The 25,602-nt window shown below is 72.0% G+C and carries 24 protein-coding genes and 1 riboswitch; of the genes, 8 read left to right on the top strand and 16 right to left on the bottom strand.

Translation table 11 applies throughout. The features are described from left to right. The first annotated feature begins 130 nt into the window (after positions 1-130). Entirely contained in the window at positions 131-379 is a 249-nt protein-coding gene (locus tag ACZ5TL_RS14720) for a hypothetical protein (RefSeq protein WP_468589971.1), read from the top strand. On the opposite strand, the gene ACZ5TL_RS14715 is transcribed toward ACZ5TL_RS14720, so the two are convergent. The 4 genes from ACZ5TL_RS14715 to ACZ5TL_RS14700 form a co-directional block, all read right to left on the bottom strand. Next, positions 342-1,514, bottom strand: coding sequence for an acyl-CoA dehydrogenase family protein (locus ACZ5TL_RS14715; RefSeq protein WP_468589970.1), 1,173 nt, complete (start codon positions 1,512-1,514; stop codon positions 342-344). The genes ACZ5TL_RS14720 and ACZ5TL_RS14715 overlap by 38 nt on opposite strands. A gap of 360 nt (positions 1,515-1,874) precedes the next feature. Then, on the bottom strand, positions 1,875-2,531 hold the full coding sequence (locus tag ACZ5TL_RS14710) for a TetR/AcrR family transcriptional regulator (protein WP_468589968.1): 657 nt from the start codon (positions 2,529-2,531) through the stop codon (positions 1,875-1,877). Positions 2,532-2,626: 95 nt separating this feature from the next. Then, positions 2,627-2,767 carry an SCO1431 family membrane protein gene (locus ACZ5TL_RS14705; RefSeq protein ID WP_468589967.1) on the bottom strand — a complete coding sequence of 47 codons (141 nt, stop codon included), beginning with the start codon at positions 2,765-2,767 and terminating at the stop codon, positions 2,627-2,629. A gap of 92 nt (positions 2,768-2,859) precedes the next feature. After that, positions 2,860-4,239: a peptidase C39 family protein gene (locus tag ACZ5TL_RS14700; protein ID WP_468589966.1), complete on the bottom strand. Its 1,380-nt coding sequence runs from the start codon at positions 4,237-4,239 to the stop codon at positions 2,860-2,862. Positions 4,240-4,433: 194 nt separating this feature from the next. On the opposite strand from ACZ5TL_RS14700, the gene ACZ5TL_RS14695 reads away from it, so the two are divergent. Both ACZ5TL_RS14695 and ACZ5TL_RS14690 read left to right on the top strand, forming a co-directional pair. Then, entirely contained in the window at positions 4,434-5,090 is a 657-nt protein-coding gene (locus tag ACZ5TL_RS14695) for a uridine kinase family protein (RefSeq protein ID WP_468589965.1), read from the top strand. A gap of 431 nt (positions 5,091-5,521) precedes the next feature. Beyond that, entirely contained in the window at positions 5,522-7,384 is a 1,863-nt protein-coding gene (locus ACZ5TL_RS14690) for an AAA family ATPase (RefSeq protein ID WP_468590045.1), read from the top strand. Between the two features lie 225 nt (positions 7,385-7,609). Here the strand turns inward: ACZ5TL_RS14690 and ACZ5TL_RS14685 are convergent, their stop codons facing one another. From ACZ5TL_RS14685 to ACZ5TL_RS14645, 9 genes are all read right to left on the bottom strand, one after another. Further along, a complete protein-coding gene (locus ACZ5TL_RS14685) occupies positions 7,610-8,695 on the bottom strand; it encodes a hemolysin family protein (protein WP_468589964.1) in 1,086 nt (361 codons plus the stop codon). After that, positions 8,692-10,026, bottom strand: a complete 1,335-nt coding sequence (locus tag ACZ5TL_RS14680; RefSeq protein ID WP_468589963.1) for a hemolysin family protein — start codon at positions 10,024-10,026, stop codon at positions 8,692-8,694. The genes ACZ5TL_RS14685 and ACZ5TL_RS14680 overlap by 4 nt, the downstream gene beginning before the upstream one ends. A 246-nt stretch (positions 10,027-10,272) precedes the next feature. Beyond that, entirely contained in the window at positions 10,273-10,728 is a 456-nt protein-coding gene (locus ACZ5TL_RS14675; protein ID WP_468589962.1) for a PH domain-containing protein, read from the bottom strand. A 13-nt stretch (positions 10,729-10,741) separates the two neighbouring features. Next, entirely contained in the window at positions 10,742-11,590 is an 849-nt protein-coding gene (gene hisG / locus ACZ5TL_RS14670; protein ID WP_468589961.1) for an ATP phosphoribosyltransferase, read from the bottom strand. A gap of 46 nt (positions 11,591-11,636) precedes the next feature. Continuing rightward, entirely contained in the window at positions 11,637-11,909 is a 273-nt protein-coding gene (locus ACZ5TL_RS14665; RefSeq protein WP_003988914.1) for a phosphoribosyl-ATP diphosphatase, read from the bottom strand. A gap of 34 nt (positions 11,910-11,943) precedes the next feature. Further along, positions 11,944-12,429 (bottom strand): 6,7-dimethyl-8-ribityllumazine synthase, encoded by a 486-nt coding sequence (gene ribH / locus ACZ5TL_RS14660; protein ID WP_384166577.1) that lies wholly within the window; start codon positions 12,427-12,429, stop codon positions 11,944-11,946. Between the two features lie 33 nt (positions 12,430-12,462). Next, complete coding sequence (locus ACZ5TL_RS14655) at positions 12,463-13,752, bottom strand: bifunctional 3,4-dihydroxy-2-butanone-4-phosphate synthase/GTP cyclohydrolase II (protein WP_468589960.1); 1,290 nt, start codon at positions 13,750-13,752, stop codon at positions 12,463-12,465. Continuing rightward, a complete protein-coding gene (locus ACZ5TL_RS14650) occupies positions 13,749-14,390 on the bottom strand; it encodes a nicotinamide mononucleotide transporter family protein (RefSeq protein WP_468589959.1) in 642 nt (213 codons plus the stop codon). The genes ACZ5TL_RS14655 and ACZ5TL_RS14650 overlap by 4 nt, the downstream gene beginning before the upstream one ends. After that, positions 14,387-14,995 carry a riboflavin synthase gene (locus ACZ5TL_RS14645; RefSeq protein ID WP_468589958.1) on the bottom strand — a complete coding sequence of 203 codons (609 nt, stop codon included), beginning with the start codon at positions 14,993-14,995 and terminating at the stop codon, positions 14,387-14,389. Before ACZ5TL_RS14645 ends, ACZ5TL_RS14650 begins: the two co-directional genes overlap by 4 nt. A 145-nt stretch (positions 14,996-15,140) precedes the next feature. Further along, positions 15,141-15,271, bottom strand: a riboswitch (FMN riboswitch). A 301-nt stretch (positions 15,272-15,572) separates the two neighbouring features. Here ACZ5TL_RS14645 and ACZ5TL_RS14640 point away from each other — a divergent pair. Together ACZ5TL_RS14640 and ACZ5TL_RS14635 are read left to right on the top strand one after the other, a co-directional pair. After that, entirely contained in the window at positions 15,573-16,460 is an 888-nt protein-coding gene (locus ACZ5TL_RS14640) for an RNA polymerase sigma-70 factor (protein WP_468589957.1), read from the top strand. Between the two features lie 104 nt (positions 16,461-16,564). Beyond that, entirely contained in the window at positions 16,565-17,356 is a 792-nt protein-coding gene (locus tag ACZ5TL_RS14635; RefSeq protein ID WP_468589956.1) for an SDR family oxidoreductase, read from the top strand. Between the two features lie 393 nt (positions 17,357-17,749). Here ACZ5TL_RS14635 and ACZ5TL_RS14630 read toward each other — a convergent pair whose 3' ends face one another. Then, a complete protein-coding gene (locus ACZ5TL_RS14630; protein WP_468589955.1) occupies positions 17,750-19,042 on the bottom strand; it encodes an ROK family transcriptional regulator in 1,293 nt (430 codons plus the stop codon). 134 nt (positions 19,043-19,176) lie between these two features. Between ACZ5TL_RS14630 and ACZ5TL_RS14625 the strand changes: the two genes are divergently transcribed. Next, positions 19,177-20,382: an MFS transporter gene (locus ACZ5TL_RS14625; RefSeq protein WP_468589954.1), complete on the top strand. Its 1,206-nt coding sequence runs from the start codon at positions 19,177-19,179 to the stop codon at positions 20,380-20,382. Positions 20,383-20,484: 102 nt separating this feature from the next. Then, entirely contained in the window at positions 20,485-21,864 is a 1,380-nt protein-coding gene (locus ACZ5TL_RS14620) for a uracil-xanthine permease family protein (protein WP_468589953.1), read from the top strand. Here ACZ5TL_RS14620 and ACZ5TL_RS14615 read toward each other — a convergent pair. After that, a complete protein-coding gene (locus ACZ5TL_RS14615; RefSeq protein ID WP_468590043.1) occupies positions 21,843-22,991 on the bottom strand; it encodes a glycoside hydrolase family 6 protein in 1,149 nt (382 codons plus the stop codon). The genes ACZ5TL_RS14620 and ACZ5TL_RS14615 overlap by 22 nt on opposite strands. 177 nt (positions 22,992-23,168) lie before the next feature. On the opposite strand from ACZ5TL_RS14615, the gene ACZ5TL_RS14610 reads away from it, so the two are divergent. Further along, a complete protein-coding gene (locus tag ACZ5TL_RS14610) occupies positions 23,169-23,864 on the top strand; it encodes a DUF5995 family protein (RefSeq protein WP_468589952.1) in 696 nt (231 codons plus the stop codon). Between the two features lie 8 nt (positions 23,865-23,872). Here the strand turns inward: ACZ5TL_RS14610 and ACZ5TL_RS14605 are convergent, their stop codons facing one another. Then, complete coding sequence (locus tag ACZ5TL_RS14605; protein WP_468589951.1) at positions 23,873-25,570, bottom strand: flavin monoamine oxidase family protein; 1,698 nt, start codon at positions 25,568-25,570, stop codon at positions 23,873-23,875. Positions 25,571-25,602: the final 32 nt, after the last annotated feature.

Genomic DNA, 25,602 nt, shown 5'->3' with positions numbered 1-25,602 from the left:
GTGCGTCCGGGGCCACAGTGACGCGCCGGCGGCGCGCCGGACCGGGGCGCCCGAAGAACCGGACGCCTCTGAACGCACGCCCGATTGTCCGCCCGGGTGACCTGTCCGGCCTCCTCCGCGTTGCCCTGGTATGACCCCCATCTCCTCAGCGACCGGGCGTCAGCGCCTCCTGTACGTCCCGCCGCCCGTGGAATCGGTTCGTCCGGCTCCGCCGCGCTACCAGGACCCGCCGATCTACCGCGACCTGATGCGGACCTGGGCCGAGGGGGGCCGCACCCTGCCCGGCCGGCACGACCCGGAGTGGATGCGGCTCGCAGCACCCTGGCGGGGCCTCGACCAGTTCAGCGTCCCTCTGGACCCACGAGATGGCGGGCGATGACCATCCGCTGGATCTGGTTGGTGCCCTCCACGATCTGCAGCACCTTGGCCTCGCGCATGTAGCGCTCGGCCGGGAAGTCGGCGGTGTAGCCGTAGCCGCCGAGGATCTGCACGGCGTCGGTGGTGACCCGCATCGCCGCGTCCGTGCAGAACAGCTTGGCCATGGCCGCCTGCCGGGCGAACGGCCGGCCCGCGTCCCGCAGCCGTGCCGCCGCGAGGTACAGCGCCCGGCCCGCCTCGATCTGCGTCGCCATGTCGGCGAGCATGAAGCGCAGCCCCTGGAAGTCGGCGATCGGCTTGCCGAACTGGCGCCTCTCGCTCGCGTACGCCAGCGCCTCGTCGAGTGCCGCCTGCGCCACGCCGATCGCGCACGCCGAGATGCCGAGCCGCCCCGAGTCCAGGGACGACAGGGCGATCGCGAAGCCCTGCCCCTCCTCCCCGATGCGCCGGGCATCCGGCACCCGGACGCCGTCGAAGTGCACCTGGGCCGTGGGCGATCCCTTCATGCCCATCTTCTTCTCGGGCACAGCGGCGCTCAGGCCCTCCGCGTCGCCGGGCACCAGGAAGGCCGTGATCCCACGTGGGCCCTCCTCGCCGGTGCGGGCCATGACCGTGTAGAAGTCGGCGATCCCGCCGTGGGTGATCCAGGACTTGGTGCCGGTGATCACCCAGCTGTCGCCGTCCCGTACGGCCCTGGTACGCAGGGCGGCCGCGTCCGATCCGGAGTGGGGCTCGGAGAGGCAGTAGGCGCCGAGCATGCCGCCGCCGAGCATCGCGGGCAGGTGCTCGACCTGCTGCTCCTTGGTGCCGTAGGCGGCGAGCGCGTAGGAGGCCAGGGAGTGGACGCTGACGCCGAGGCCGACGGTGAGGCGGGCCGCGGCGAGCTCCTCCAGGGCCTGGAGGTAGACCTCGTAGGGCTGGTCGCCGCCGCCGTACTCGGAGTCGTACGGCAGGCCGAGCAGACCGGAGCGTGAGAGCAGGGTGAAGAGTTCACGGGGGAAGCGACCGGCGTCCTCCTCCTCGGCCGCCTTCGGGATGATCTCCTGCTGCGCGATGTCGCGGACGAGCGAGATCAGATCCCGGGCCTCCTCCGTGGGCAGTTGCCGGTCCACCGGCTGCGGGGCGCGGTCGGGCATGGCGACGCTCTCCTCCCTGTGGGGCACTGGCGGTCGGGCCCGTGGGTGGGGGCGGCGCCGCCGGGTCGTTCTGGTGCCTGGCCGATGCTTGCAGTCCCGGGTCGCGGAAGCTGCTGACCAGCGGCTGTGCGCTGTGAGTATGCCCGATCGGAGGCATCCCGTCACCAGTTAACGACCGCTTACTTCAAGAAATGGCCGGGCGCGCCCGGCGCGGCGGAATCGGTACGGACCATTGACCCGACTGGTCTAGTCCTCCTACTGTTTCACTCCACCGATTCACCGCGTTCTATGCCAATGAGCGCGCGTCCGCCACCGCGGCGACCTCGGCTCAGGAGGCCGCCGCGGACTCGAGGTCCTTCCTCATGCGCCCCTGCGGGCCGGCTGCGGGGCCGGGTGGGCGGAGTCCAGCTCCTCGATCGCGCGCAGGGCACCGCCGAGCGTCTTCACCAGGAGCTCGCACATGGTCGCGCGGGGCAGTTCGGGGCGGTCGATCCACTCCAGGGTGGCGCCCTCGACGCTGCACACCCAGGCCAGCAGGCCCACGCGGGCCAGCGGGGTGATGTCGACACGGCCGTACGCGCCCTCGGCGATGGTCGTGACGACCGCCTCGCGCACCCCGTCGCGGATGGCGTGCACCTCGGTGTCGAAGCCGACACCGCCGCTGACGATCGTCCGGTACGCGGCCTGGTTGTGCTCGGCGTAGCGCAGATAGCTGTCGACGGTGCGCTGGACCCGGTCGACCGGAGGGAGTTCGAGACCGCTCGCCGCCAGGGTGACCAGCTCGGTGACGGAGTCCTGGATGATGGCCAGGTAGTAGCCGCGCTTGGACTGGAAGTAGTAGTAGATCAGCCCCTTGGCGACGTGCGCCTGCCGGGCGATGTCGTCCATCGACAGGGCGTCGTAGGACGTGTCGGCGAACAACCTCCGCCCGATGGCGATGAGTTCGGCACGGCGCGCCATCGAGCGCTCGGTGCCGCGGGCCTGGGGGCGCGTGGCAGGCTGGGGGCTGATATTCAAATTCGACCCTGGTCTCAGCGGGCGGGGCGGGACATCCGCAGTATGGCAGGCCGGAGAGCCGGGTCGTGGGTCAGGTCACAGTGCCCCGGGCCGGGTCACAGCAGCCCGAGCTGGGTCACGAGCATCGCGACGACCACGACGAGGGTCCAGCCCATGACGTGCTCGACGATCTTGGGGCCGTCTTCCCGGGGTCCGCCGGTGCGGACGCGGCTGGCGGTGGCAGAGTGCGCGGTCATGGCTTCTCGCTGATTCGGTGACACGAACTGGACTTCCCCCGAAGTTCCGCCCACCTTGCCACCGTGAGCGGCTTTTGCGTCCGAGAGCTTGGTCACACGCGCACGCCCACGGCCGCCAGCGCCTTGCGCTGGGCCGCGGTCGGGCGCGCCGGGAAGTACAGGTAACAGACGCCTCCGGTACCGGAGACGACCTTGCCGGAGGCGTTGTACCGCTTGGTCCGCAGCCAGATGCTCTCCCACTCGCGCCGCCGGTAGACGCGCCGCACGGCCTCGTTGCTCTCCGAGGCCGGGTCGTTGGCGATCACGTCGCCGTCGGCGGTGAAGCCGATGACCGTCATCAGGTGCCCGGCGGTGCCGTACCCGGCGCCGGTCAGCTCCTCCTTCAGGAAGGACTGGGATGTGATGGCCGGGATACCGGCCGCAATCAGCGTCTCCAGGTCGGTGAGCGAGCCGAGCCGGGTGACCACGCCCCGGAGATCCTCGAACGTGGCCGCGTAGGCGGCGTTGAACGGCCAGTTGCCGCAGCCCGCGTACTGATGGTCGTAGGTGAACCGGGCCGCGTGGCAGACCTGGGGATCGGCGTACGAGGGATCCACCCAGGCCAGCTGCTCGGGGGTGAGCCGGCCGCCCCAGTACTCGATGATCATCTGGGAGGAGGTGGGGCTGCACCAGGCCTCGCCGCCGTTGTCGTACTCGGGGTACTGGCCTTTGTGGATCTCCTGCGAGTACCGCGGGACGATCAGTTCCCCGGCCGGGCCGGGCGTGGAGGCCGGGACGGTGAAGCGGTCGGGCACGGCGGAGCCCATCGCGCCGAGCCGCCACACGGTGGGCGTGGCCTTGGTGCCGGGCTTGCGGTACAGGGTCAGGCGCAGCCGGTACGAGGCCAGCCGCAGGCCCGTCGACGGATCGTCGACGGCCAGGGAGTCGGTCCAGACGGTGCTCTTGCCGTCGCTCTGGTCGGCGACCGAGGTGCGCCGGATGTCCTGGTCACCGGCGGCCCAGCGGCCCATCACGAACCAGGGGGTGCCGGTACCGTCGGTGTAGGTGCCCTTGATCTCGGCCTGGATCCAGGTGCCGGCCGGGGTCTGCGCGTTCCAGGAGACGATCGCCTCGGTGGCGGGAACCGCGAGCCGGTGTGCGGGGGACGTCCAGGTGCCGTACTCCCAGCGGGCGGTGGTGCCGGTGTGCGGGTCCGTGTAGCCGGTGGTCCCCGCGGGCTTCGCGATCACGACGCCGGGGCGGGCGCCCGCGACAGCCCGGGTGCCCTTGGCGGTGCCGCCGCACCAGTCGCCGTACGACGTCCAGGCCCGGTTGTCGACGGTGGGCGCCGGGACCGCCCGGGCGGGGTCTGCGGTGTCGGTCGTCACTGGGGCCTCGGGGTCTGCGGCCGCCGGGCCCGCGCTCGCCGTGACGGCGGCGGCGACCGCGGCGGCCAGGACGGTTCTGCGGGACGGCTGTTCGGCTCTGCGCATGGCGGGGACCCCCGGAGGTCGGAGTCGGGCAGGGGCGGGGCAGGTCCGTTGCACGGTCGGCACACACGTGTGTGCGCCACATAGGAGCACAGCCCGCCGTGTCCTGCCAGCACTTCGACGCGCGCCACGCCCACCAATATTGGCGTCGACCAGTGACGGACGCCGGGGACGCCCTCGTTAGAGTGCTGCGCGAGATGAATCCACCGTTCCGCCCCGCACCGGGGTCCGCCGTCAGTGAGCTGGCCTCCCGGATCCGCCGCCTCTCCCCCTCCTGCGGCTCGGTCCGGCTCGTCGGCGTCGACGGGCACGCCGGCTCCGGAAAGACCACGTTCGCCGAGCAGTTGGCCGCGGCACTGGGCGGCGCGCCGGTGCTGCGCCTCGACGACATCGCCAGCCACGACGAACTGTTCGGCTGGACCGGACGCCTGCTGGACCAGGTGATCGAGCCCCTCTCCCACGGACGGACCGCGCACTACGCCCCGTACGACTGGCGAGAGCGCCGCTTCGGTCCCCCGCGCCCGCTGCCGCCCGCCCCGGTGGTCCTCCTGGAGGGCGTCGGCGCGGGCCGCCGGGCGCTGCGCCCCCACCTGGCCCTGCTGCTGTGGATGGAGCTGCCGTGCGAGGAGGCCTGGGCGCGGGGACGCTCGCGGGACGGGGAGGAGCAGCGGGAGTTCTGGGAGGGGTGGGTTCCGGCAGAGCGCCGGCATTTCGCCGAGGATCCCTCGCGGCCCTTCGCCGGCCTTCTGGTACGGCAGCGAGAAGCGGGGTACGAGGTGCTTTCGGGGCGTGCCGGGACCGTTGGACCGGACCATCCCCTCACACACGGTGACGACCCGCCCGCAGTGTGCTGAACTTGTGAAGGACCTCGCCGGGCAAGTTGCCTGAGTGCTTCAACTCGGCTTGACCGGCGGGCCGTACAGGACTTACGTTCTCAAGGAGCGGCCTTCGGAGCCGCCCACAGATACGAAGCCCCCGGTTGTTCCCCCGTGATCGGGGGCTTCGTCCTGTCTTCTTCCGGATTTCCGGCCGCCGCGCGGCACGAACCGCTCACCCTCGGTCACGATGCGCGCGTGCGCCGCTCCCTCTCCGAGCTCACCCAACGGCCCGTGCGGCACCCTACGGGCGCGCCGCCCTCGCAGGTACGATGCCCTCGTCGCGACCTGCGGACGGTTGCTGCGCGCACGGTGCAACTGCGGTCCGTGGTACAGCGGTTCGGGCAGGGCAGTCGGCCGGGGGGCGGCTCGTTGGCATACCGACGGGGGCACGGTTCGTGGGGGACGTGATGGACTTCGGCACGCAGGGCCCTCAGGCCCCGGCCGACCTCGCCTGGCTGCGAGGCGTGGATGCCTACACCATGGGCGCCTATCCCCAGGCGGAGGAGGAGTTCCGCGCCGCCGTCAGGATGGACCCCGGAATGGCCGACGGCTGGCTCGGGCTGCACGCGCTGCGCGTCGACACGACAAGCGCGCTGCTCAGGATGTTCCGCCACCGGGAGCGCTTCGGGGAGCAGCGCACCCGCTACCGCCGCGCCCTCAACTCCTGGTACTGGCTGGGCTGGTGGGTGCAGCCCGTCCTGGAGAGCCCCCGCGATCTGCTGCTCGCGCACGCCTCACACTGGCTGGACGGCCGCCACGTCCCCGAGCTGGACCGGGCGCTCGCCGGGCTGCCGCCGGTGGACACCGACCACCAGGTCCGCTTCCTGCACGCCTGCCGCGCCTACCTGGTCAAGGACTGGGAGCAGCTCGTACGCCACACCGACCCGCTCCTCGACGATCCGATGCTCGGCATCGAGGCGGGCCTGTTCGGCGGTATGGCCCGGGTCCGCCTGGAGATGTACGGCCAGGCCGAGCCGCTGCTGTCCGCGGCCCTGATGCGCTGCCGCAGCGAGCAGCCCCAGCGCAAGGAGCTGCGCTACTGGCTGGCCCGGGCGCACGAGGGCACCGGCCGCAGCGCCGCCGCGCTGCCTCTCTACCGGGCGGTGCACCGTGTCGACCCGGCCTTCATGGACACATCGGCCCGGCTCGCCGCGATCGCCGAGGGCGACGGGTACGAGGACTCCGCCGACCTCGCGGCGATCACGCTGACCGGCGCGGGCCAGGACGCCGTGGACGGGCCGGACGGATTCGACCCGCTCTTCGGCACGGAGGGGCGGGACCTGCGGCTGCCCGACCCCGAGCCGCCTGTCTCCGCTCCTCTGCCGCCGGTGACCGGTGCGGCGGTCCGGGAGCGGACCGGCCCCGCCCCGTCGCTGCCCGCCGGGCCCACCGATCCCGGGTTACTCGACCAGGCGCTTGCGGAACTCGAGCGCATGGTGGGCCTGGAGCCGGTGAAACGCCAGGTCAAGGCGTTGTCGGCGCAGCTGAACATGGCCCGGCTGCGGGCCGGGCAGGGCCTTCCGGTCCAGCCGCCGAAACGCCACTTCGTCTTCTCCGGCCCCTCCGGCACCGGCAAGACCACCGTGGCCCGCATCCTCGGCCGCGTCTTCTATGCCCTCGGCCTGCTCGGCGGCGATCACCTCGTGGAGGCCCAGCGGGCGGACCTCGTCGGCGAGTACCTCGGGCAGACGGCCGTGAAGGCGAACGAACTGATCGACTCCGCCCTCGGGGGCGTGCTGTTCGTCGACGAGGCGTACGCGCTGTCCAACTCGGGGTACGGCAAGGGGGACGCGTACGGCGACGAGGCCCTGCAGGTGCTGCTGAAGCGGGCCGAGGACAACCGCGACCATCTCGTGGTGATCCTGGCCGGCTACCCGGAGGGCATGGACCGCCTGCTCGCCGCGAACCCCGGGCTGTCCTCCCGTTTCACCACCCGCGTCGACTTCCCCTCCTACCGGCCCCTGGAACTCACCGAGATCGGCAAGGTGCTCGCGGCGGAGAACGGGGACCTGTGGGACGAGGAGGCCCTCGACGAGCTGCGGTCCATCGCCGGGCACGTGGTGGACCAGGGGTGGATCGACGAACTGGGCAACGGGCGGTTCCTGCGGACGCTGTACGAGAAGAGCTGCGCGTATCGCGATCTGCGGTTGTCCGTGTATCCCGGGGTGCTCGGCAGGGAGGATCTGGCGACGTTGCGGTTGCCGGACCTGATGCAGGCGTACGGGGAGGTGCTGTCCGGGCGGGGGCCGCAGGATCCGCCCGGACCGTGAGGCACCGACGGGGGCCGTGCCGCCAGGGCCTGTGCGAAAGTGGCGTCGTCGCCCGAAGGGCGGCCGCGCGGCGTCCGGTGCGTGCTCTGGGGGTACCCCCAGCTCGAAGAGCTTGGGGGGAGTGCCGTCCGGAAGCCCTCGTACTGGGCGTACTCGGGCTTTCGGCCGGTGCGGCGAGAGGGCGTGCCGGGCGTCGCACGGCAGACGCCACTTTCACAACAGACCCTAGGTAGCCAGTACCTCCTCCGAAGCCCCACTGCTCCTGGGCTCGGTCAGCCGCACCTCGCGGACCTCCCGGTGCGCGGGGTCCCGCACCTCCCCCACCAGCAGCTCCAGCACGTCCTCCAGCGCGACCAGCCCGAGCACCCGGCCCGACCCGTCGGCCACCTGCGCCAGGTGCGTCGCCGCACGCCGCATCACCGTCAGCGCGTCGTCCAGCGGCAGCTCCGACCGCAGGGTCGCCATGGGACGCCACAGCTGCTGCGGCACGGCCCGGTCCGAGTCCTCCAGGTCCAGGACGTCCTTCACATGCAGGTAGCCCATGAACACGCCGGTGTCCGCCGCGACCGGGAACCGGGAGTAGCCCGTGCGGGCCGTGAGCTCGACGATGCGCCCCGGGGTGACCGACGGGCTGACCGTCACCAGGGACTCGCGCTTCAGCAGGACGTCCGTCACCGGGCGGGAGCCCAGCTCCAGGGCGTCTTCCAGGCGTTCGGCCTCCTCAGGGTCGAGCAGGCCCGCCTGCCCGGCGTCCTCCACCAGCCGGTTGAGCTGCTCGCTGGTGAAGACGGCCTCCACCTCGTCCCTGGGCTCGACGTGGAAGAGCCGCAGGATGCCCTGGGAGCAGGCGCCGAGGGCGGCGGTGATCGGCTTGCAGAAGCGGGCGAACCAGACCAGGCCGGGGCTGAGCCACAGCGCGGCCTTCTCGGGTGCCGCCATCGCCAGGTTCTTCGGGACCATCTCGCCGATGACGAGGTGGAAGAAGACCACGGCGGCGAGGGCGATGACGTAGGTCAGCGGGTGGATCATGCCGTGCGGCAGGTGGATCCACTCGAAGACCGGCTCCAGCAGATGTGCCACCGTCGGTTCGGCGACCGCGCCGAGCGTCAGGGAGCAGATCGTGATGCCGAACTGGGCCGCCGCCATCATCTGCGGCAGCCGCTCCAGGCCGTACAGGACCTGGCGGGCGCGGGCGGTACCGAGCGGTTCGATCTGGCTGCGGCGGACGGAGACGAGCGCGAACTCGGCACCGACGAAGAAGCCGTTGGCAAGCACGAGCAACGCGGCGAAGAGGAGTTGGAGCACGCTCATCGGACGGCCTCCACCAGGGAGACCACCGGGGCCGTCCGGACGAGCCGGACCCGCTCCGCGCGGTAGTGGCCGACCTGGCGCACCGACAGCCGCCAGCCGGGCAGCTCCGCCTTGTCTCCGACGGCCGGGATCCGGCCCAGCAGGTCGGCGATCAGGCCCGCGACGGTCTCGTACGGGCCCTCGGGCACGTCGAGGCCTATGCGCCGCAGGACGTCGACCCGGCAACCGCCGTCGACGTCCCAGGCGGGCCTGCCGTCCTCCGGCGGCGCGGAGGCCAGCTCGGGCAGGTCGTGCCCGTCGTGCTCGTCGCGGACCTCGCCGACGAGCTCCTCGACGATGTCCTCCAGCGTGACGACACCGGCGGTGCCACCGTACTCGTCGACGACGACCGCGATGGGCTGCTCACTGCGCAGGCGGCCGAGCAGCGGCCGCACGGGCAGGGTCTCGGGGACGAGCAGGGCCGGGCGGGCGATGCGTCCGACGGGGGTGCGCAGCCGGTCCTGCGCGGGCACGGCCAGGGCGTCCTTGAGGTGGACCATGCCGACGACCTCGTCGATCTTCTCCCGGTAGACGGGGAAGCGGGACAGGCCGGTGGCGCGGGTCAGGTTGACGACGTCCTCGGCGGTGGCCGAGGACTGCAGGGCGCTGACCTTCACGCGCGGCGTCATGACGTGCTGCGCGGTCAGTTCGCCCAGCGACAGGGTCCGGACGAAGAGGTCGGCCGTGTCCTGCTCCAGGGCGCCGGCCCGGGCGGAGTGGCGGGCCAGGGAGACGAGTTCGCCGGGGGTGCGGGCGGAGGCCAGCTCCTCGGCGGGTTCGATGCCCAGGGCACGCACGAGCCGGTTCGCGACGGCGTTGAGACCGGCGATGACCGGGCGGAACAGGCGGGCGAAGACATGCTGCGGGCCCGCGACGAAGCGCGCGACCTGCAGGGGTCTGGACACCGCCCAGTTCTTGGGCAGGAGCTCGCCGATCACCATCTGCACGGCGGAGGCCATCAGCATGCCGACGACGACCGTGACGCCGGAGACGGCTCCCTCGGGGACGCCGATCGAGGTGAACGGGCCGTGCAGCAGCTCGGCCAGCGCCGGTTCGGCGAGCATGCCGACGACGAGGGAGGTGATGGTGATGCCGAGCTGGGTGCCGGAGAGCTGGAAGGACAGTTCCTTCAGCGATTCCACCACGCGGCGGGCGCGCCGGTCGCCCTCGGCGGCGGCCTTCTCGGCGTCCGGCCGCTCGACCGTCACCAGTCCGAACTCGGCCGCCACGAAGAATCCGTTGGCGAGAATCAGCAGGAACGCGGCTGCCAGGAGCAGCAGGGGGGTGCTCATGATGCCGCCGCCTCCGCACGGTCGCGTACCCCGGAAGCGGGGTCCGCGCTATGTCGGCAGGGGGCGGCGCAGGTACTACAGGACGATCCGTCCATCGCCGGAGGGGGTCACTCCTCGGTTAGCAGGAGCCCTCTGCGCACCGGTCGGGGCAGCAGGGCGGAGGCGCGTCCTTCGCGCCTCCGCCAACAGATTAATCAAGACATGGCCCGGTGCGGCAGTGGCGACCGCCGTGCGGATTCCCACGCGTCAGTTCTGATGCCGCTCGCGGTCCGCGACGGAACGGTCCTCGACGAGCGCCCGCAGGGCGCGGGCGTCGGCGATGGCGCGCTGTTTGGCCACGCCGGGCTGGATGCCGAGCGCGGGCAGGCTGGTGCCGTCGCTGAGGTTGAGGAACACCCAGGGGTCGCCGGGCCGGAGCGTCACCTGAAGGATCTCGGCCCACTCCAGCCGGCGCTTGTTCGTGAGGTTGACCACGGTGACGCCGTCCTCGTCGGCGACGACCTTGGGCCGCGCCAGCAGGAGCAGCACGGAGTCCAGCAGCAGCGCCGTGAGGACGAAGCTGAGGCGCTCGGCGGGGCTGAGCTGCTTCAGCAGCATCGCGACGGCCGTGATCACGACCAGGATCGCGACGGCGGCGGAGAGCAGCACCGCGCGGGTACTGCCCGGCCGGAAGGTGACGGGCAGGGTGGGCAGATCGGACATCGGCGTACGCCCCTCAGAGACGGCAGGCGTGGATGGCCGTGGTCAGGATGGCCCGGGCGCCGATGTCGTACAGGTCGTCCATGATCCGCTGCGCCTCCTTGGCCGGGACCATCGCGCGGACGGCGACCCAGCCCTCGTTGTGCAGCGGCGAGACAGTCGGCGACTCCAGGCCGGGGGTGAGGGCGACGGCCTTCTCCAGCTGTTCCACACGGCAGTCGTAGTCCATCATCACGTACGTCCGGGCGACCAGGACGCCCTGGAGGCGGCGCAGGAACTGCTGCACCTTGGAGTCGTCGCCGTCCGCGCCGGTGCGGCGGATCACCACGGCCTCGGACTTCATGATCGGCTCGCCGACGACCTCCAGGCCCGCGTTGCGCAGCGAGGTGCCGGTCTCGACGACGTCGGCGATGACCTGGGCGACGCCGAGCTGGATGGCGGTCTCGACGGCGCCGTCGAGGTGGACGACGGAGGCGTCGATGCCGTGCTCGGCGAGGTGCGCCGCGACGATGCCCTCGTAGGAGGTGGCGACCGTCTTGCCCGCCAGGTCCGCCAGACCGCTGATCGTGCCGGGCTTGCCGGCGTAGCGGAAGGTGGAGCGGGCGAAGCCGAGCGGGAGGATCTCCTCGGCGTCGGCGCCGGAGTCGATCAGCAGGTCCCGGCCGGTGAGGCCGATGTCCAGCTGGCCGGAAGCGACGTAGAGGGCGATGTCGCGGGGGCGGAGGTAGAAGAACTCGACCTCGTTCGTCGGGTCGACGATCCGCAGTTCCTTGGACTCCCGGCGCTGCTGGTAGCCGGCCTCGTGCAGCATCTCCGCCGCAGGGCCTGACAGGGAACCCTTGTTGGGGACGGCGATGCGCAGCATGAGGTCGGCTTCCTTTGCGTGGGTGTCTGACGGGAACGGGTGCGGCTTACAGGTGGGCGTAGACGTCGTCGAGGCTGATGCCGCGGGCGACCATCATCACCTGGACGTGGTACAGCAGCTGCGAGATCTCCTCGGCTGCCGCTTCCTTGCCCTCGTACTCGGCGGCCATCCACACCTCGGCGGCCTCTTCGACGACCTTCTTGCCGATGGCGTGGACGCCCTTCTCGACCAGTTCTGCGGTGCGGGAAGTGGCGGGATCGCCCTGGGCGGCCTTGTGCTGGAGCTCGGTGAAGAGCTCCTCGAACGTCTTCTTGGACATGGTGACGCTCAGCCTATGTCACAGGTGGCCTTCGTCAGCGCCAGGGTTCGGATACTGAGCGGAGGGTGGCGGCGGTGGCCACCGCCGCCGTCACCGCCTCGTGCCCCTTGTCCTCGTTCGAGCCCTCGATGCCGGCCCGGTCCAAAGCCTGCTCCTCGGTGTCGCAGGTCAGCACGCCGAAGCCGACGGGGACGCCGGTGTCGACGGAGACCTGGGTGAGGCCCTGGGTCACGCCCTGGCACACATAGTCGAAGTGGGGCGTTCCCCCGCGGATGACGACGCCGAGGGCGACGATGGCGTCGTAGCCGCGGCCCGCGAGGACCTTGGCGACGACCGGGAGTTCCCAGCTGCCGGGGACCCTGAGCAGGGTCGGCTCGTCGATGCCCAGGTCGTGCAGGGCGCGCAGGGCGCCGTCGACCAGACCGTCCATCACCTTCTCGTGCCATTGCGCCGCGATGACGGCGACCCGGAGGTCACCCACATTGCGTACGGACAGTTCCGGTGCACCCTTGCCGCTCACGTCTCTCCTCAGAGCCTTCTCGCTGTGCTGTCTTTACTGGTTGCCGCAGGCCGGCACGGTGGTCGTGTCCAGCCAGGGCAGGTCGTGGCCCATCCGGTCCCGCTTGGTGCGCAGGTAGCGGAGGTTGTGCTCGCCGGCGCTCACGGGCATCGGCACACGGGCCTCGACCGCGATGCCGTGGCGGACGAGCGCGTCGGTCTTGTCGGGGTTGTTGGTCAGCAGGCGGACGCTCCGCACTCCGAGGTCGGCGAGGATCTGGGCGCCGGCGGCGTAGTCGCGGGCGTCGGCGGGCAGGCCGAGTTCGAGGTTGGCGTCGAGGGTGTCGCGGCCGCGCTCCTGGAGTTCGTAGGCACGCAGCTTGGACATCAGGCCGATGCCGCGGCCCTCGTGTCCGCGCAGGTAGACCACCACGCCCCGGCCCTCGGCCTGGATGCGGGCGAGGGAGGCGTCCAGCTGGGGGCCGCAGTCGCAGCGGGCGGAGCCGAAGACGTCGCCGGTGAGGCATTCGGAGTGGACGCGGACGAGGACGTCCCGGCCGTCGCCGATCTCGCCGTGCACGAGCGCGACGTGCTCGACGCCGTCGACGGTGGAGCGGTAGCCGTACGCCGTGAAGGTGCCGTGGGCGGTGGGAAGTTGGGTCCTGGCCTCGCGGCGGACGGTGGGTTCGCTGCTGCGTCGGTAGGCGATCAGGTCCTCGATGGAGATGATCGTCAGGCCGTGCTTGCGGGCGAAGGGGACCAGTTCGGGCAGGCGGAGCATCGTGCCGTCCTCACCGGCGATCTCGACGATCGCGCCGGCCGGGCGCAGGCCGGCGAGGCGGGCGAGGTCGACGGCGGCCTCGGTGTGGCCGTTGCGGGTCAGGACCCCGCCGGGCCGGGCGCGCAGCGGGAAGATGTGGCCGGGGCGGACGAAGTCGCCGGGCTCCGCGGTGCCGTCGGCGAGCAGCTGGAGGGTGGTGGCGCGGTCGGCGGCCGAGATGCCGGTGCTCACGCCGTGTGCGGCGGAGGCGTCGACGGAGACCGTGAACGCGGTCTTCATCGACTCGGTGTTGTCCTCGACCATCTGCGGGAGCTTCAGCCGGTCCAGTTCCTCGCCCTCCATGGGGGCGCAGATCAGGCCGCGGCACTCGCTCATCATGAAGGCGACGATCTCGGGAGTCGCCTTCTCCGCGGCGATGACGAGGTCGCCCTCGTTCTCCCGGTCCTCGTCGTCGACGACCACGATCGGGCGGCCGGCCGCGATGTCGGCGATGGCCTGTTCGACCGGGTCGAGTACGAGGTCCTCGAAACCGTCGGTGCCGTACAGGATCGGTGCCGTGCTCATGCCGGCGCTCCTTCCAGGGCGGGCTGCGCTGCCGTGCGGGAGCGCAGCCACCAGTCGCGCAGGCCCCACAGGACGAGCGCGCCGTAGATGACGTAGACGAAGCCGGAAAAGGCGTAGCCGTTGGCGAAGTTGAGGGGCACGCCGACGAGGTCGACGAGCAGCCAGGCGAACCAGAACTCGACCATGCCGCGCGCCTGGGCGTACATGGCGACGATGGTGCCGACGAAGATGTAGGCGTCCGGCCAGGGGTCCCAGGACAGGGTCGGGTACGCCTTGAAGAGCAGCGCCACCGCGACCGTGCCGGCGGCGGCCGCCGCGGCCATCATCGCGCGCTCGCGCCAGGTGGCGAACCGTACGGCGATGTGGCCGTCCTCGCTCTGCCCCTTGCCGCGCTGCCACTGCCACCAGCCGTAGAGGGCCACGAGCATGACGACCGCCTGCTTGCCCGCGCTGCCGGTCAGATGGCCGAAGAAGGCCCCGAAGAGGATGAGTCCGGCGAGGAACTGCACGGGCCAGGTCCAGATGGAGCGCCGCCAGCCGAGGGCGAGGGCGGCCAGGCCGAAGAGGTTGCCGACCATGTCGGACCAGAGGATGTGCTGACCGAAGACGACGAACGCCTCGGAGTTCAGCGCGTTCACCTGGCCGCTCCCTGCGCACGGTCGCCCAGCATCCGCTCGACGTACTTCGCGATGACGTCCACCTCGAGGTTGACCGGGTCGCCGGGCTGCTTGTGGCCGAGCGTGGTCAGGGCGAGGGTGGTGGGGATGAGGCTCACGGTGAAGTAGTCGGGGCCGGCGTCGACGACGGTGAGGCTGATGCCGTCGACGGTGATGGAGCCCTTCTCGACGACGTACCGGGTGAGGTCCGCGGGGAGGGAGATCTTCACGATCTCCCAGTTGTCGGACGGCTTGCGCTCCAGGATCTCGCCGGCGCCGTCCACGTGGCCCTGCACGATGTGCCCGCCGAGGCGTTCGCCCACGGCCATGGGGCGTTCGAGGTTGACCCGGGAGCCGGCCCGGAGGGCACCGAGGCTGGAGCGGTTCAGGGTCTCGGCCATGACGTCGGCGGTGAACTCGTCGCCCTCGTGGTCGACGACCGTGAGGCACACGCCGTTGACGGCGATGGAGTCGCCGTGTTTCGCGCCGTGGGTGACGACGGGGCCGCGCAGGCGGAAGCGGCAGGCGTCGTCGAGGGTCTCGACGGCGGTGACCTCGCCCAGCTCTTCGACGATTCCGGTGAACACTTCCCGGGTCCTCCTGCCTCTTCGGGCACGGACTCCGGGGCTGTCGATGACGACAGAGGATACGAGCAGGAACACCGGTGACGACGCCGGACGGAGTCCGCCCCGAGGACGGACTTCTTGGGCGGCGCGCACGAATGCCCGCTCGCCGCGCACTGCCTCCCATCCGGACTTTAACCGTCGGTCCAGGAATTTCACCTGGTCAACCGGCCGCTGGAGGCGACCGGGTCGCGGACTGTAACCGCCGGTTCGGACTTTCACCGACCCCGGAGTGCGCTGCTACTGGTACAGGGCCAGTGTGCCACGCCTGATCCACGTTCAAAGGGGCGAAGTGTGTGGGCTGCCTCACAGACAGTGCCGCCACCCTTCCCGAGCGCGACGAGCACTCCAACTCCCGCACCGGCGGGCTCCCTTGAGGTCCCCATTGGTACACACCTATTGACGATGTGGTCTAGTCCTTTCTAGGGTCACGCCTGGTTCGGCTCACCCCACTGACCGGCCCGGTGGCGGTGACGACGGCCCTTGCCCGCCGTCGGGCCTTCCCACGCCGTGCGCACGGCGTTCTGGCAGGGTGATGCGTATGACCACGACGACCGCCGACGAGTTCGAGACGCACCGGCGCCGAATGTTCTCGCTCGCCTACCGGCTGCTGGGCTCCGCCGAGGAGGCCGAGGACGCGGTCCAGGAAGCGTATCTGCGCTTCAGCGGAGCCGACCGGGCCGGGATCGAGCAGCCGGCGGCCTGGCTCGCCAAGGTCGTCACGAACCTCTGCCTGAACCGGCTGACCTCCGCGCGGGCCCGCCGCGAGCAGTACGTCGGGACCTGGCTGCCCGAGCCGGTGGTCACCGGGGACGGCACGCTCGGGCCGCTGGAGTCGGCCGAGCAGCGGGACGCCGTGTCGATGGCGATGCTGGTGCTGCTGGAGCGGCTGACGCCGACCGAGCGGGCGGTGTACGTGCTGCGGGAGGCGTTCGGGTACGGGCACCGGGAGATCGCCGGAGTGCTGGATCTGAGCGAGGCGAACTGCCGCCAGCTGTACCGGCGTGCCGTGCGGCGGGTGGGTGAGCCGCAGACCCGGTTCGAGCCCGCGTCCGAGCAGCAGGAGGTACTGGTCGCGTCGTTCATCACCGCGGCCCGCGAGGGTGATCTGGCCGGGCTGGAGAAGCTGCTCGCGGCCGAGGCGACCTGGTGGAGCGACGGCGGCGGCAAGGTCACCGCGGCGCGTTGGCCGATCGAAGGCGGGCAGCGGATCGCCCACTTCCTGGCGGGCGGGGGCCCGAAGTTCGCGGCGGGCCTGGACTTCACGCCGGTGGAGGTCAACGGAGCCACCGGGCTGGCCACCTGGGCCGGCGACACCCTGGTGGGCCTGGCGGCGTTCGAGGTGTGCGACGGGCTGGTCACGGGGGTGCGAGCCGTGGTCAACCCGGAGAAGCTGGCGTTCGCACGGCGTCAGCTCACCCGGGCGTAGGACCCGCCGGGCGGGCCTGTCACATTCCGCGGGGGGTGTTCGGTCCTAGCTGGCGTGGGGGCGCTCCGTCCGGGAGCGCCGGGTGTCCGAAGGGACTGAACAGCATGACCACGATCCTGGTGACCGGCGGTACCGGAACGCTCGGCCGGCTCGTCGCAGAGCGGCTGCGCGCGGACGGGCACGAGGTGCGGGTACTCAGCCGGCACAGCGAGCGGTACCCGGTCGATCTGCGGAAGGGCGGTGCCGGGCTGGAGGCGGCGGTCGCCGGTGTGGACACGATCGTGCACTGCGCATCGTCGCAGAAGGGCGATGAGCAGGCGGCGGCGAACCTGATCAGGGCGGCACGCGGGGCGCGTGTGCCCCACCTCGTGTACATCTCCATCGTCGGCGTCGACCGGGTGCCGTTCCGCTATTACAAGAGCAAGCTCGCGGTGGAGAAGCTCGTCGAGGAGTCGGGGCTCGGCTGGACCGTGCTGCGGGCGACCCAGTTCCACGACCTGCTGGTCATGCTGTTCCAGGGACTGTCGAAGCTGCCCGTGCTGTTCCTGCCGGCCGGCCTCCGGGACCAGCCGGTCGAGGTCACCGAGGTCGCGGACCGGCTGGCCGGGCTGGCGGCAGGGGCGCCGGCGGGGCGGGTCGAGGACATGGGCGGGCCCGAGGTGCGGACGTTCGAGTCGCTGGCCCGCGCGTATCTGAAGGCGTCCGGGCGACGGCGGGCGGTGGTGAACGTACCGCTGTGGGGGGCGGCGTACCGGGGCTTCCGGAGTGGGGGGCATCTGACGCCGGAGCGGGCCGTGGGCACCGGGTCGTTCGAGGAGCACCTGGCGAGGCGGTTCGGGAGCGCCCAGGTGCGGTCGGGGAGCGGGCGGGGCGGGGAGGGCCGGCCGGGGGCGTAGGCAACCGGGGCGGGGCGAGGGCGTAGGCCCCGGGGCCTTGGGGCAGGCCCGGCCGGGAGCCGTAGGCACCAAGGGCAGGGCGAGGGCGTAGACCCCGGGGCCTTGGAGCAGGCCCGGCCGGGAGCCGTAGGCACCAAGGGCAGGGCGAGGGCCCGGCGGCCAGGGGCAGAGGCACCAGGACGAAGCGGAAAGCAGTGGCCGGAGGCGTAGGCACCAGGATGGGAAGCAGCCGCTGGGCGCGGAGACACCGGAGAGGGGCGGGAAGCAGCCTCCGGGCGCGGAGATACTGGAGCGGAGCGGGAAGCAGCCTCCGGAGGCATAGACACCCGGGCGGAGCAGGAAGCAGCCGCCAGGGCCCACGGACCCAGGGCGTGACGGCCGGGGCGTCGCGCCCTACCAGCCCGGGGACGGCTGCGGCAGCCGCTCCCCCGGCGTGAACAGTTCCTCCTGGGCGCGGTCCCGAGCCGTCAGCAGCGCGCCGCGCAGGACGGCGCCGCCGCCCAGGGTGGTCGTCCGTACCTCCGTCGGCAGCGGTGTCATCCGGACGATGCGGTCCTGCACGCGTGCGGCGAGTTCCTCGCCGCCGGCCTGACCGACCTCACCCCCGAGCACCACGCACCCGGGGTCCAGGATCGCGACGACCGAGGCGACGCCGACGGCCAGGCGATCGGCGAGGACGTCGAGGAAGCGGGCTGCGGGGGCGGGGTCTGCGGGTGGGCGCTCCTCAGGGGATCCGGGCGCCGGGCCGGCCGCGGCCCCCTCCCCCCGGACCTGGGCCACCGCCCCCCGCACCACACCGGCCGCCGCCCGCACGCCCCCCGCCTGCGACGTCTCCTGCCCCTGCTCCACCGTCACCCCGCACCCGGCAGCGAGTTCCATGACCGCGGCCGACGAGGCCAGGGAGTGGAAGCCCCCCTCGCAGTCCGTCGAGGACGGCAGCGCGGCCGTGCCGGGGACGGGGAGGAAGCCGATCTCGCCGGTGCCGCCGGAGGCTCCGCGGCGCAACGCGCCGTCGAGGACCACGGCCGCTCCCGTTCCGTGGCCGAGCCACAGCAGGACGAACGTGTCGCGGTCCCGGGCCGCCCCGTCGCGCTGCTCGGCCAGTGCCGCGAGGTTGGTCTCGTTCTCCACGCTGACGCGGGCCTGGGGCAGGCGCTCCTGGAGGGTGGCGACCAGGCGGCGGTGCCACTCGGGCAGTCCGGAGGAGTCGCGCAGTTCGCCGCTGGCCGGGTCGATCAGGCCCGGTGCTCCGATGCCGACGGTGTGCAGCCGGTCGGCGCCGGCCTCCTTCACCACGCGCTCGACCAGCGCCACCGCCCGCTCCACCGCGGCCCCCGTCCCCGTGTCGTCCCCGATGGGCACGGACGCCTCGGCCAGCACCCGCCCGACCAGGTCCGCCACGGCCAGGGCGACACCTTCGGTGCGCACGTCCAGTGCGGCCAGGTGCGCCCGGTCGGCGACGATGCCGTACACCTTGGCGTTCGGTCCGCGCCGCTGCTCCCCCGCCTCCCCGACCACGGCGATCAGTCCGGCGACGGTGAGGCGTTCGACGAGGTCGGCGACGGTCGGCCGGGACAGACCGGTCAGCTGTTTCAACTGCCCTGCCGTCAACGGGCCTTCCTGCTGGAGCAGGCGCAGGGCGAGCCGGTCGTTGATGGCCCGGGCGGTGCTCGGGGATGCGGGCATGCCGGGATCCTTCCAGATCGGCGGAGCCGTCGGCCGGGGTGCGCGGAAACCCTCTTATTATCAGGCAGGGTTCCTGATAGTTTACGCCCGCAACAGGACCCGAGCTCGGCAGAGACCTGGAGGGGGACCGCAGAATGGGCAACGTGGTCGACGAACTGCGCGAGGTGAAGCGGTCCCGGTACGCCGTGGCCGCCGTCTTCGCCGTGCACGGCGCCGTCACCGGCTCGTTCGCCACCCGGGTGCCGTGGATCCAGGACCACGCGGACGTCAGCGCGGGCCAGTTGGGGATCGCGCTCGCCTTTCCCGCGCTCGGCGCGTCCGTCGCGATGCCGCTGGCCGGCAGCATCAGCCACCGCTTCGGCGCCCGCAACGCGCTGCGCGGGCTGATCGCCCTGTGGACGCTGTCGCTGGTCCTGCCCTCCCTCGCCCCGAACCTCCTCACGCTCTGTCTGGCCCTGTTCGTGTACGGCGCGACCGCCGGCATGGCCGACGTGGCGATGAACGCGCTGGGGGTCGAGGTCGAGAACCGGCTCAGCCGGTCGATCATGTCCGGGCTGCACGGCATGTGGAGCGCGGGCGCCCTGGTCGGCTCGGCGGCCGGCACGCTCGCCGCACACCTCGGCTCGGACGCCCGGCTGCACCATGTCCTGGCCGCCGCGGTCCTCACCGTCGTAGGTGTGCTGTCCTGCCAGTGGGTGCTCGACCTGCAGCCCACCGAGGGCGAGGAGCCGCCCCCGCGGTTCGCGCTGCCGCCCCGGTCGGCTCTGCTCATCGGCGCGATCGGGTTCTGCGCGGTCTTCGCCGAGGGCGCCAGCCTGGACTGGTCGGCGGTCTATCTGCGCGAGCAGCTTCAGACCTCGGCCGGTCTCGCCGCGGCGTGCACGACCGGCTTCACCCTCACCATGGCCCTCGCCCGGTTCGCCGGCGACAAGGTCGTGGACCGCTTCGGTGCCGTGCGGACCGTGCGGGCGAGCGGGGTGTTCGCCGTGCTCGGCGGAGTGTTGATCGTGTTCGCGGAGCACCCGGCGGTGGCGATGGGCGGGTTCGCGCTGATGGGGCTGGGCATCGCCGTGGTCGTGCCGTTGTGCTTCGCGGCGGCGGGGCGCAGCGGCTCCAACGCGAGCCTGGCCATCGCGGGTGTCGCGACCATCACGTACACCTCCGGGCTCATCGCGCCGAGCGCGATCGGCATGGTGGCGCAGGCGACCAGCCTGATGGTGTCGTTCTGCCTGGTCACGGCGCTGTCCTGCGGCCTCGTGGCGTTCGCGGGCGTGCTGCGCCCGGGTGAGCGGTCGAAGGCCGTCCGGCCGGACGCGGCGGTGCCCGGCCCGCGCCCCTGACCGGACCCGCGATCCTCCTGGCCAGCCCCGGTCACGCCCGCTCCTGACGCGCAACGACAATGGCCCGGACACTCGCACGCCCGACGAAAGCGAAACCGCACCATGGATCTCGGCGTCCGCTGGAAACCGCACGGCGACGGACGCACCCCGGCGCCCGGCGCGGTGGTCCGCCCCGACGAGCGGCTCTCGTGGCCCCGCACGGCCGGGCTCGGTGCCCAGCACGTGGTGGCCATGTTCGGGGCGTCCTTCGTGGCCCCGGTCCTGATGGGCCTGGACCCCAACCTCGCGATCATGATGTCGGGCGTCGCGACCGTCGTGTTCCTGCTGGCCACGCGCGGCAGCGTCCCCAGCTACCTGGGCTGCTCGCTCTCCTTCGTGGGTGTGGCGGCGGTCATCCGGGCGCAGGGCGGCAGCAGCGCCACCGTCACCGGCGCGGTGTTCGTCGTGGGCGTCGCGCTGTTCCTGGTGGGGCTGGCCGTGCGGCGGTTCGGGGCGCGGATCATCCACGCCGCGATGCCGCCGGTCGTGACCGGCGCCGTGGTGATGCTGATCGGCTTCAACCTGGCGCCGGTGACGGCCACGACGTACTGGCCTCAGGACCAGTGGACGGCCCTGCTGGTGATGCTCTTCACCGGTCTGGCCGTCGTCTGTCTGCGAGGTTTCTGGTCCCGGATCGCGATCTTCTTGGGGCTGGTCTTCGGATACGCCGTCTCCTGGGTCTTCGACCTGGTCTTCGGCAAGATCCACTCGGTGGACGCGAGCGGCAAGCTCACCGACCACTGGCGGCTCGACCTGTCCGGCGTGGGCCGGGCCGACTGGATCGGGCTGCCGACGCTGCACGGCCCGTCCTTCGAGTGGTCGGCGATCCTGGTCGCCCTGCCGGTCGTCATCGCGCTGGTCGCGGAGAACGCCGGGCATGTGAAGGCGGTCGGCGAGATGACCGGCGACTCGCTGGACGACAAGCTCGGCACGGCGATCGCGGCCGACGGCGTCGGCTCGATGCTGTCCACCGCGGTCGGCGGCCCGCCCAACACCACCTACTCCGAGAACATCGGCGTGATGGCCGCGACCCGTGTGTACTCCACGGCCGCCTACTGGGCCGCCGCCGGTTTCGCCCTGCTGTTCGGCCTCTGCCCGAAGTTCGGCGCGGTCGTCGCGGCGATCCCGGGCGGGGTCCTCGGCGGCATCACCGTGATCCTGTACGGCATGATCGGCCTGCTGGGCGCCCAGATCTGGCTCAACGCCCGGGTGGATCTGCGCAATCCGCTGAACCTGGTCCCGGCGGCGGCGGGCATCATCATCGGCGTCGGCAACGTCTCCATGAAGATCACGGACACCTTCTCGCTGAGCGGCATCGCGCTCGGCACGATCGTCGTCATCACCGGCTACCACGCCCTGCGGGCCTTCGCCCCGGCCCACTTGAAGACCCAGGCACCGCTGCTGGACGAGGGCACCTCCTCCTACGACGACGCCAAGTCGTAGGCGTAGGACGCCGTGAACGTCCCCGGCCGGCCCTTGCAGCCGTCCGACTCCCCCGGGAGCTTCACCCACAGGTAGGCGTCGATCCGGGACTCGCCGGTGCCGAGGGTGGGTACCCGGCCGAGCTTGCGGCCCGCCGGGTCGCACCACTCTCCGTCGGCCGGGGCGCCGTTGCCGTTGCGGCTGGTGTCGATGACGGCGCCGAGGCGCGCCGGGCCGCCGAGCGCGTCCAGCACCCGCCGGTCGTAGGCAACCTCGTCGGCGGTGGTGTGGAAGTTGGAGACGTTGCTGAAGATCCCGTCGGAGGACTCGGGCGAGGCGGCCCCGGCCTGCCGCAGCCAGGCGGCCTGCTTGCCGGGCGCGTTCCAGCCCGAGTGCCCGGCGTCGAAGTAGACACGGGCCCGGGGGTTGGCGGCCTTCAGGACGCGTCCGGCGCGGGCCAGGGAGGCGAAGCGGTCGGCGCGCTCACCGGCGGTGAGGCACTCGGACTGGGCGACCGAGTCGGGCTCCAGGACGACGATGACCTCGCCGGAGCCCAGCCCCGCCGCGAACCGGTCGATCCAGGCGTCGTAGGCGTCCAGGCCGGGCGCCCCGCCCCGGGAGTACCCGTCGCAGTCCCGGCCGGGGATCGCGTACGGCACGAGGACGGGCACCCGGCCCTGTGCGGCCCCGCCCGACGTCACCGCGGCGACCCGGGAGGTGAGGGTCCGCGGCGCGTAGTCGGCGAACCAGACGGCGGCCGGCCGGCCGGCGATACGGGAGGCGATGACGGCGTGCCGGGGGTCGCCGGAATGCGCGCGGACCCAGGTGGCCACCTGGGAGTCGGGGTGGCGGTAGAGCCGGCCGGGCACCGGGGTGGTGCGCTCCCGCTTCCTCACGGTCCTCGACGGCGACGGCGACGGCGAGGGTGACGGTGACGGACGCGCGCTCCGGTGCGGGGAAGGCGAGGCAGAAGCGGACTCGGCGGCGGCCGTCCTCGACGTCGACGGTACGGCGGGCAGCGGCGCCAGGCGCGGGGAGGCGGACGCCTCGGGGCGCCGGGCCCGGTCCGGGCCGCGCCCGTCCTCGAACGCGGACAGGACCCCCGCGGCCATGCCCGCCACGACCACGGCGGAGGCCGCCGCGACCATCGCTCCGCGCAGGGCGGCACGCCGGCGCGCGGCCCTGCGGGCGGCCAGGCGCTGGGCACGCGAGCGTGACACGGTGCTTGGCTCCCCCTCCCCCTGCGGCGGGCGGAGTTCCCCCGTTCTGGGGAAGCGCCGGGCCCGCCGGTACTCCCGCCAGCCTAGAGCTGGGACTCTGCCCGCATGCCGCGATGCGAACAAGTCCCCCCAGCCGTGGACACACCGGTCGACGCAGTCGTCTTGCGTATGCGCGCCATCGACGCGGCGCTGCACCCCCGGGACGGGGTGGCGGTCTTCAACCGCGTCTACCTCGCCGTGACGCAGGAGGTGGACCGGTACGTCGACACCGGGCGGTTCGCGGACCCGTACGCCGCGATCACGCTGGACGTACGGTTCGCGGAGCGGTACCTGGCCGCTGTCGAGGCGGCGGAGGAGGACCGGCGCCCACCGGCCTGCTGGAGGCCGCTGTTCCAGTTCCGCCGCCATCCCGGGGTACGCCCGCTGCAGTTCGCGCTGGCGGGCATCAACGCGCACATCGGGCACGATCTCGCGCTGGCCGTGGTGGACACCTGCCGTACGCTCGACTGCGCTCCCGCCGAGCTGGAGGACGAGTTCGACGCGGTGGGCGATCTCCTCGTCTCGCTGGAGGAGCGCATCCGCGAGGATCTGATGCCGGGCCCCGACCTCCTTCAGATCGCCGACCCGCTGACCCATCTGCTCGGCTGCTGGAGCCTGGACCGCGCCCGGGACGCCACCTGGACGGCGGCCCGGGCCCTGTGGGCCCTGCGCGGACTCCCCGACGTCGCCGGGGAGTTCAGGGAGCGCCTGGACACGGCGGTGGGCTTCGCGGGCCACATGCTGCTCACGCCCCTGCCGTAGCCCCGGTCTCAGTCGTCGGGCAGCTCGACGGGCGCGATCTCGTCGTACACGTCGCCGGGGCCCGGGTTGGTGGGGTCGGTCGTGCCGCCGAAGTGGTGCATGACGCCCCAGACCGCGTTGAGGGCGGTCTGGACGGCACCCTCGGCCCAGCCGGCCGTCCAGGAGATGTCGTCGCCGGCGAGGAAGACACCGCGCTTGTCCTCGGGCAGCCGGTCCTGCATGAAGTGCGTGAAAAGGCGCCGCTGGTAGCGATAGTGGCCGGGCAGGTTGGCCTTGAACGCGCCCATGAAGTAGGGCTCGCTCTCCCAGGAGACCGTCACCGGGTTGCCGATGACGTGCTTGCGGATGTCGACCTTCGGATAGATCTCGCCGAGCGACTTCAGCATGACCTCCATCCGCTCGTTCGCGGACAGCGGCAGCCACTTCAGGCTGTCGTCGCACCAGGTGTAGGAGAGGCAGATGACGGCGGGCTTGTCCGGGCCGTCGTCGAGCAGGTAAGTGCCGCGCGTCATACGGTCGGTGAGCGTCATCGACATGACGTCCCGGCCGGTCTCCTCGTCCTTGTCCAGCCAGAAGGGCCGGTCGACGGGCACGAAGAGCTTGGAACTCTCCATGTAGTGGGTGCGCTCGATCGCGGTCCAGTGGTCGATCGGGAAGAGCGAGTCGTCGCAGGCGATCTTCGACAGCAGCATCCAGGACTGGGCGGTGAAGATCGCCGCCTGGTAGGTGCGGATGTCGCCGTGCGCGTCCGTCACGGTGATGCGGTTGCCGGCGGTGCGGTGCAGCCGGGTCACGGCCGGGCGCGGCTCGCCACCCTCGTGCAGGGACGCGAGCGAGGTCCCCTGCGCCCAGTGGACGATCTTCGCCGGCTCGCGCTCCCACAGGCGCAGCGGCAGCTGCTGGGAGCCGCCGACGATGCCGCGGTGGTGGTCGTCGGCCTCGGTGTAGACGACGCGCAGGATCTCCAGGATGGAGTTGGGGAAGTCGGTGTCCCAGCCGCCCGTGCCGAAGCCGACCTGGCCGAAGATCTCGCGGTGCCGGAAGGACTTGAACGCCTCGGAGTCGCAGAGGAAGCCGTAGAAGGTCTGGTTGTCGAGCTTCTCGACGAGCCGGGACCAGATCTCGCGGATGCGCGGCACGTCCCGCTCGCGCAGGGCGCGGTTCATGTCGGAGAAGTCGGCGCCCTCCTCCAGGCAGCGGTTCCAGGCCTCGGCGACGTCCCGGTAGACCTGGGGCAGGTCGTCGATGGTCTCGGCGTAGTGCGACTCGCCCTTGAGGTCGACGACGGTCGACGGGGTCGCCTCGGCCAGGGGGTTGGGGAACGGCCGCGTCTCCAGGCCGACCAGGTCGATGTAGTGCTGCAGGGCCGTGGAGGACGGCGGGAAGCGCATCGCGCCCATCTCGGCGGTGAGGGACTCGTCGCACCCGTCGAAGCCGACCGTCCGCAGCCGCCCGCCGATCCGGTCGGCCTCGTAGACGACCGGCTTGAGGCCCATCTTCATCAGCTCGTACGCGGCGACGATGCCGGAGAGCCCGCCGCCGATGACCGCGACCTCCGTGCCGTGCTCGGTCGCGGGTATCTGCCCCAGACCCGCCGGATGGGCGAGGAAGTCGTCGTACGCGTACGGGAAGTCCGGGCCGAACATGGTGATCGGCGGCTGCTGCGCGTCTGCGTGCTCGACGGCGTTGGGCACGGTGGACGTCATGGGGTACGGACTCCTTGCAGAAGAAACAGACA

It is taken from the genome of Streptomyces sp. NPDC033136 (assembly GCF_055578235.1).
Note: the sequence above shows the minus strand (reverse complement) of the source record. Positions and strands in the feature narration are given on the sequence as shown.

Coding starts and splice junctions, on each gene's coding strand:
- ACZ5TL_RS14635 (WP_468589956.1), top strand. CDS start 16,565: ATGACCACGATCCTGGTGACCGGCGGTACCGGAACGCTCGGCCGGCTC.
- ACZ5TL_RS14680 (WP_468589963.1), bottom strand. CDS start 10,026: ATGAGCACCCCCCTGCTGCTCCTGGCAGCCGCGTTCCTGCTGATTCTC.
- ACZ5TL_RS14620 (WP_468589953.1), top strand. CDS start 20,485: ATGGATCTCGGCGTCCGCTGGAAACCGCACGGCGACGGACGCACCCCG.
- ACZ5TL_RS14610 (WP_468589952.1), top strand. CDS start 23,169: ATGCCGCGATGCGAACAAGTCCCCCCAGCCGTGGACACACCGGTCGAC.
- ACZ5TL_RS14675 (WP_468589962.1), bottom strand. CDS start 10,728: ATGTCCGATCTGCCCACCCTGCCCGTCACCTTCCGGCCGGGCAGTACC.
- ACZ5TL_RS14715 (WP_468589970.1), bottom strand. CDS start 1,514: ATGCCCGACCGCGCCCCGCAGCCGGTGGACCGGCAACTGCCCACGGAG.
- ACZ5TL_RS14640 (WP_468589957.1), top strand. CDS start 15,573: ATGACCACGACGACCGCCGACGAGTTCGAGACGCACCGGCGCCGAATG.
- ACZ5TL_RS14685 (WP_468589964.1), bottom strand. CDS start 8,695: ATGAGCGTGCTCCAACTCCTCTTCGCCGCGTTGCTCGTGCTTGCCAAC.
- ACZ5TL_RS14630 (WP_468589955.1), bottom strand. CDS start 19,042: ATGCCCGCATCCCCGAGCACCGCCCGGGCCATCAACGACCGGCTCGCC.
- ACZ5TL_RS14705 (WP_468589967.1), bottom strand. CDS start 2,767: ATGACCGCGCACTCTGCCACCGCCAGCCGCGTCCGCACCGGCGGACCC.
- ACZ5TL_RS14615 (WP_468590043.1), bottom strand. CDS start 22,991: ATGGTCGCGGCGGCCTCCGCCGTGGTCGTGGCGGGCATGGCCGCGGGG.
- ACZ5TL_RS14605 (WP_468589951.1), bottom strand. CDS start 25,570: ATGACGTCCACCGTGCCCAACGCCGTCGAGCACGCAGACGCGCAGCAG.
- hisG (WP_468589961.1), bottom strand. CDS start 11,590: ATGCTGCGCATCGCCGTCCCCAACAAGGGTTCCCTGTCAGGCCCTGCG.
- ACZ5TL_RS14720 (WP_468589971.1), top strand. CDS start 131: ATGACCCCCATCTCCTCAGCGACCGGGCGTCAGCGCCTCCTGTACGTC.
- ACZ5TL_RS14665 (WP_003988914.1), bottom strand. CDS start 11,909: ATGTCCAAGAAGACGTTCGAGGAGCTCTTCACCGAGCTCCAGCACAAG.
- ACZ5TL_RS14625 (WP_468589954.1), top strand. CDS start 19,177: ATGGGCAACGTGGTCGACGAACTGCGCGAGGTGAAGCGGTCCCGGTAC.
- ACZ5TL_RS14655 (WP_468589960.1), bottom strand. CDS start 13,752: ATGAGCACGGCACCGATCCTGTACGGCACCGACGGTTTCGAGGACCTC.
- ACZ5TL_RS14695 (WP_468589965.1), top strand. CDS start 4,434: ATGAATCCACCGTTCCGCCCCGCACCGGGGTCCGCCGTCAGTGAGCTG.
- ACZ5TL_RS14700 (WP_468589966.1), bottom strand. CDS start 4,239: ATGCGCAGAGCCGAACAGCCGTCCCGCAGAACCGTCCTGGCCGCCGCG.
- ACZ5TL_RS14690 (WP_468590045.1), top strand. CDS start 5,522: ATGGACTTCGGCACGCAGGGCCCTCAGGCCCCGGCCGACCTCGCCTGG.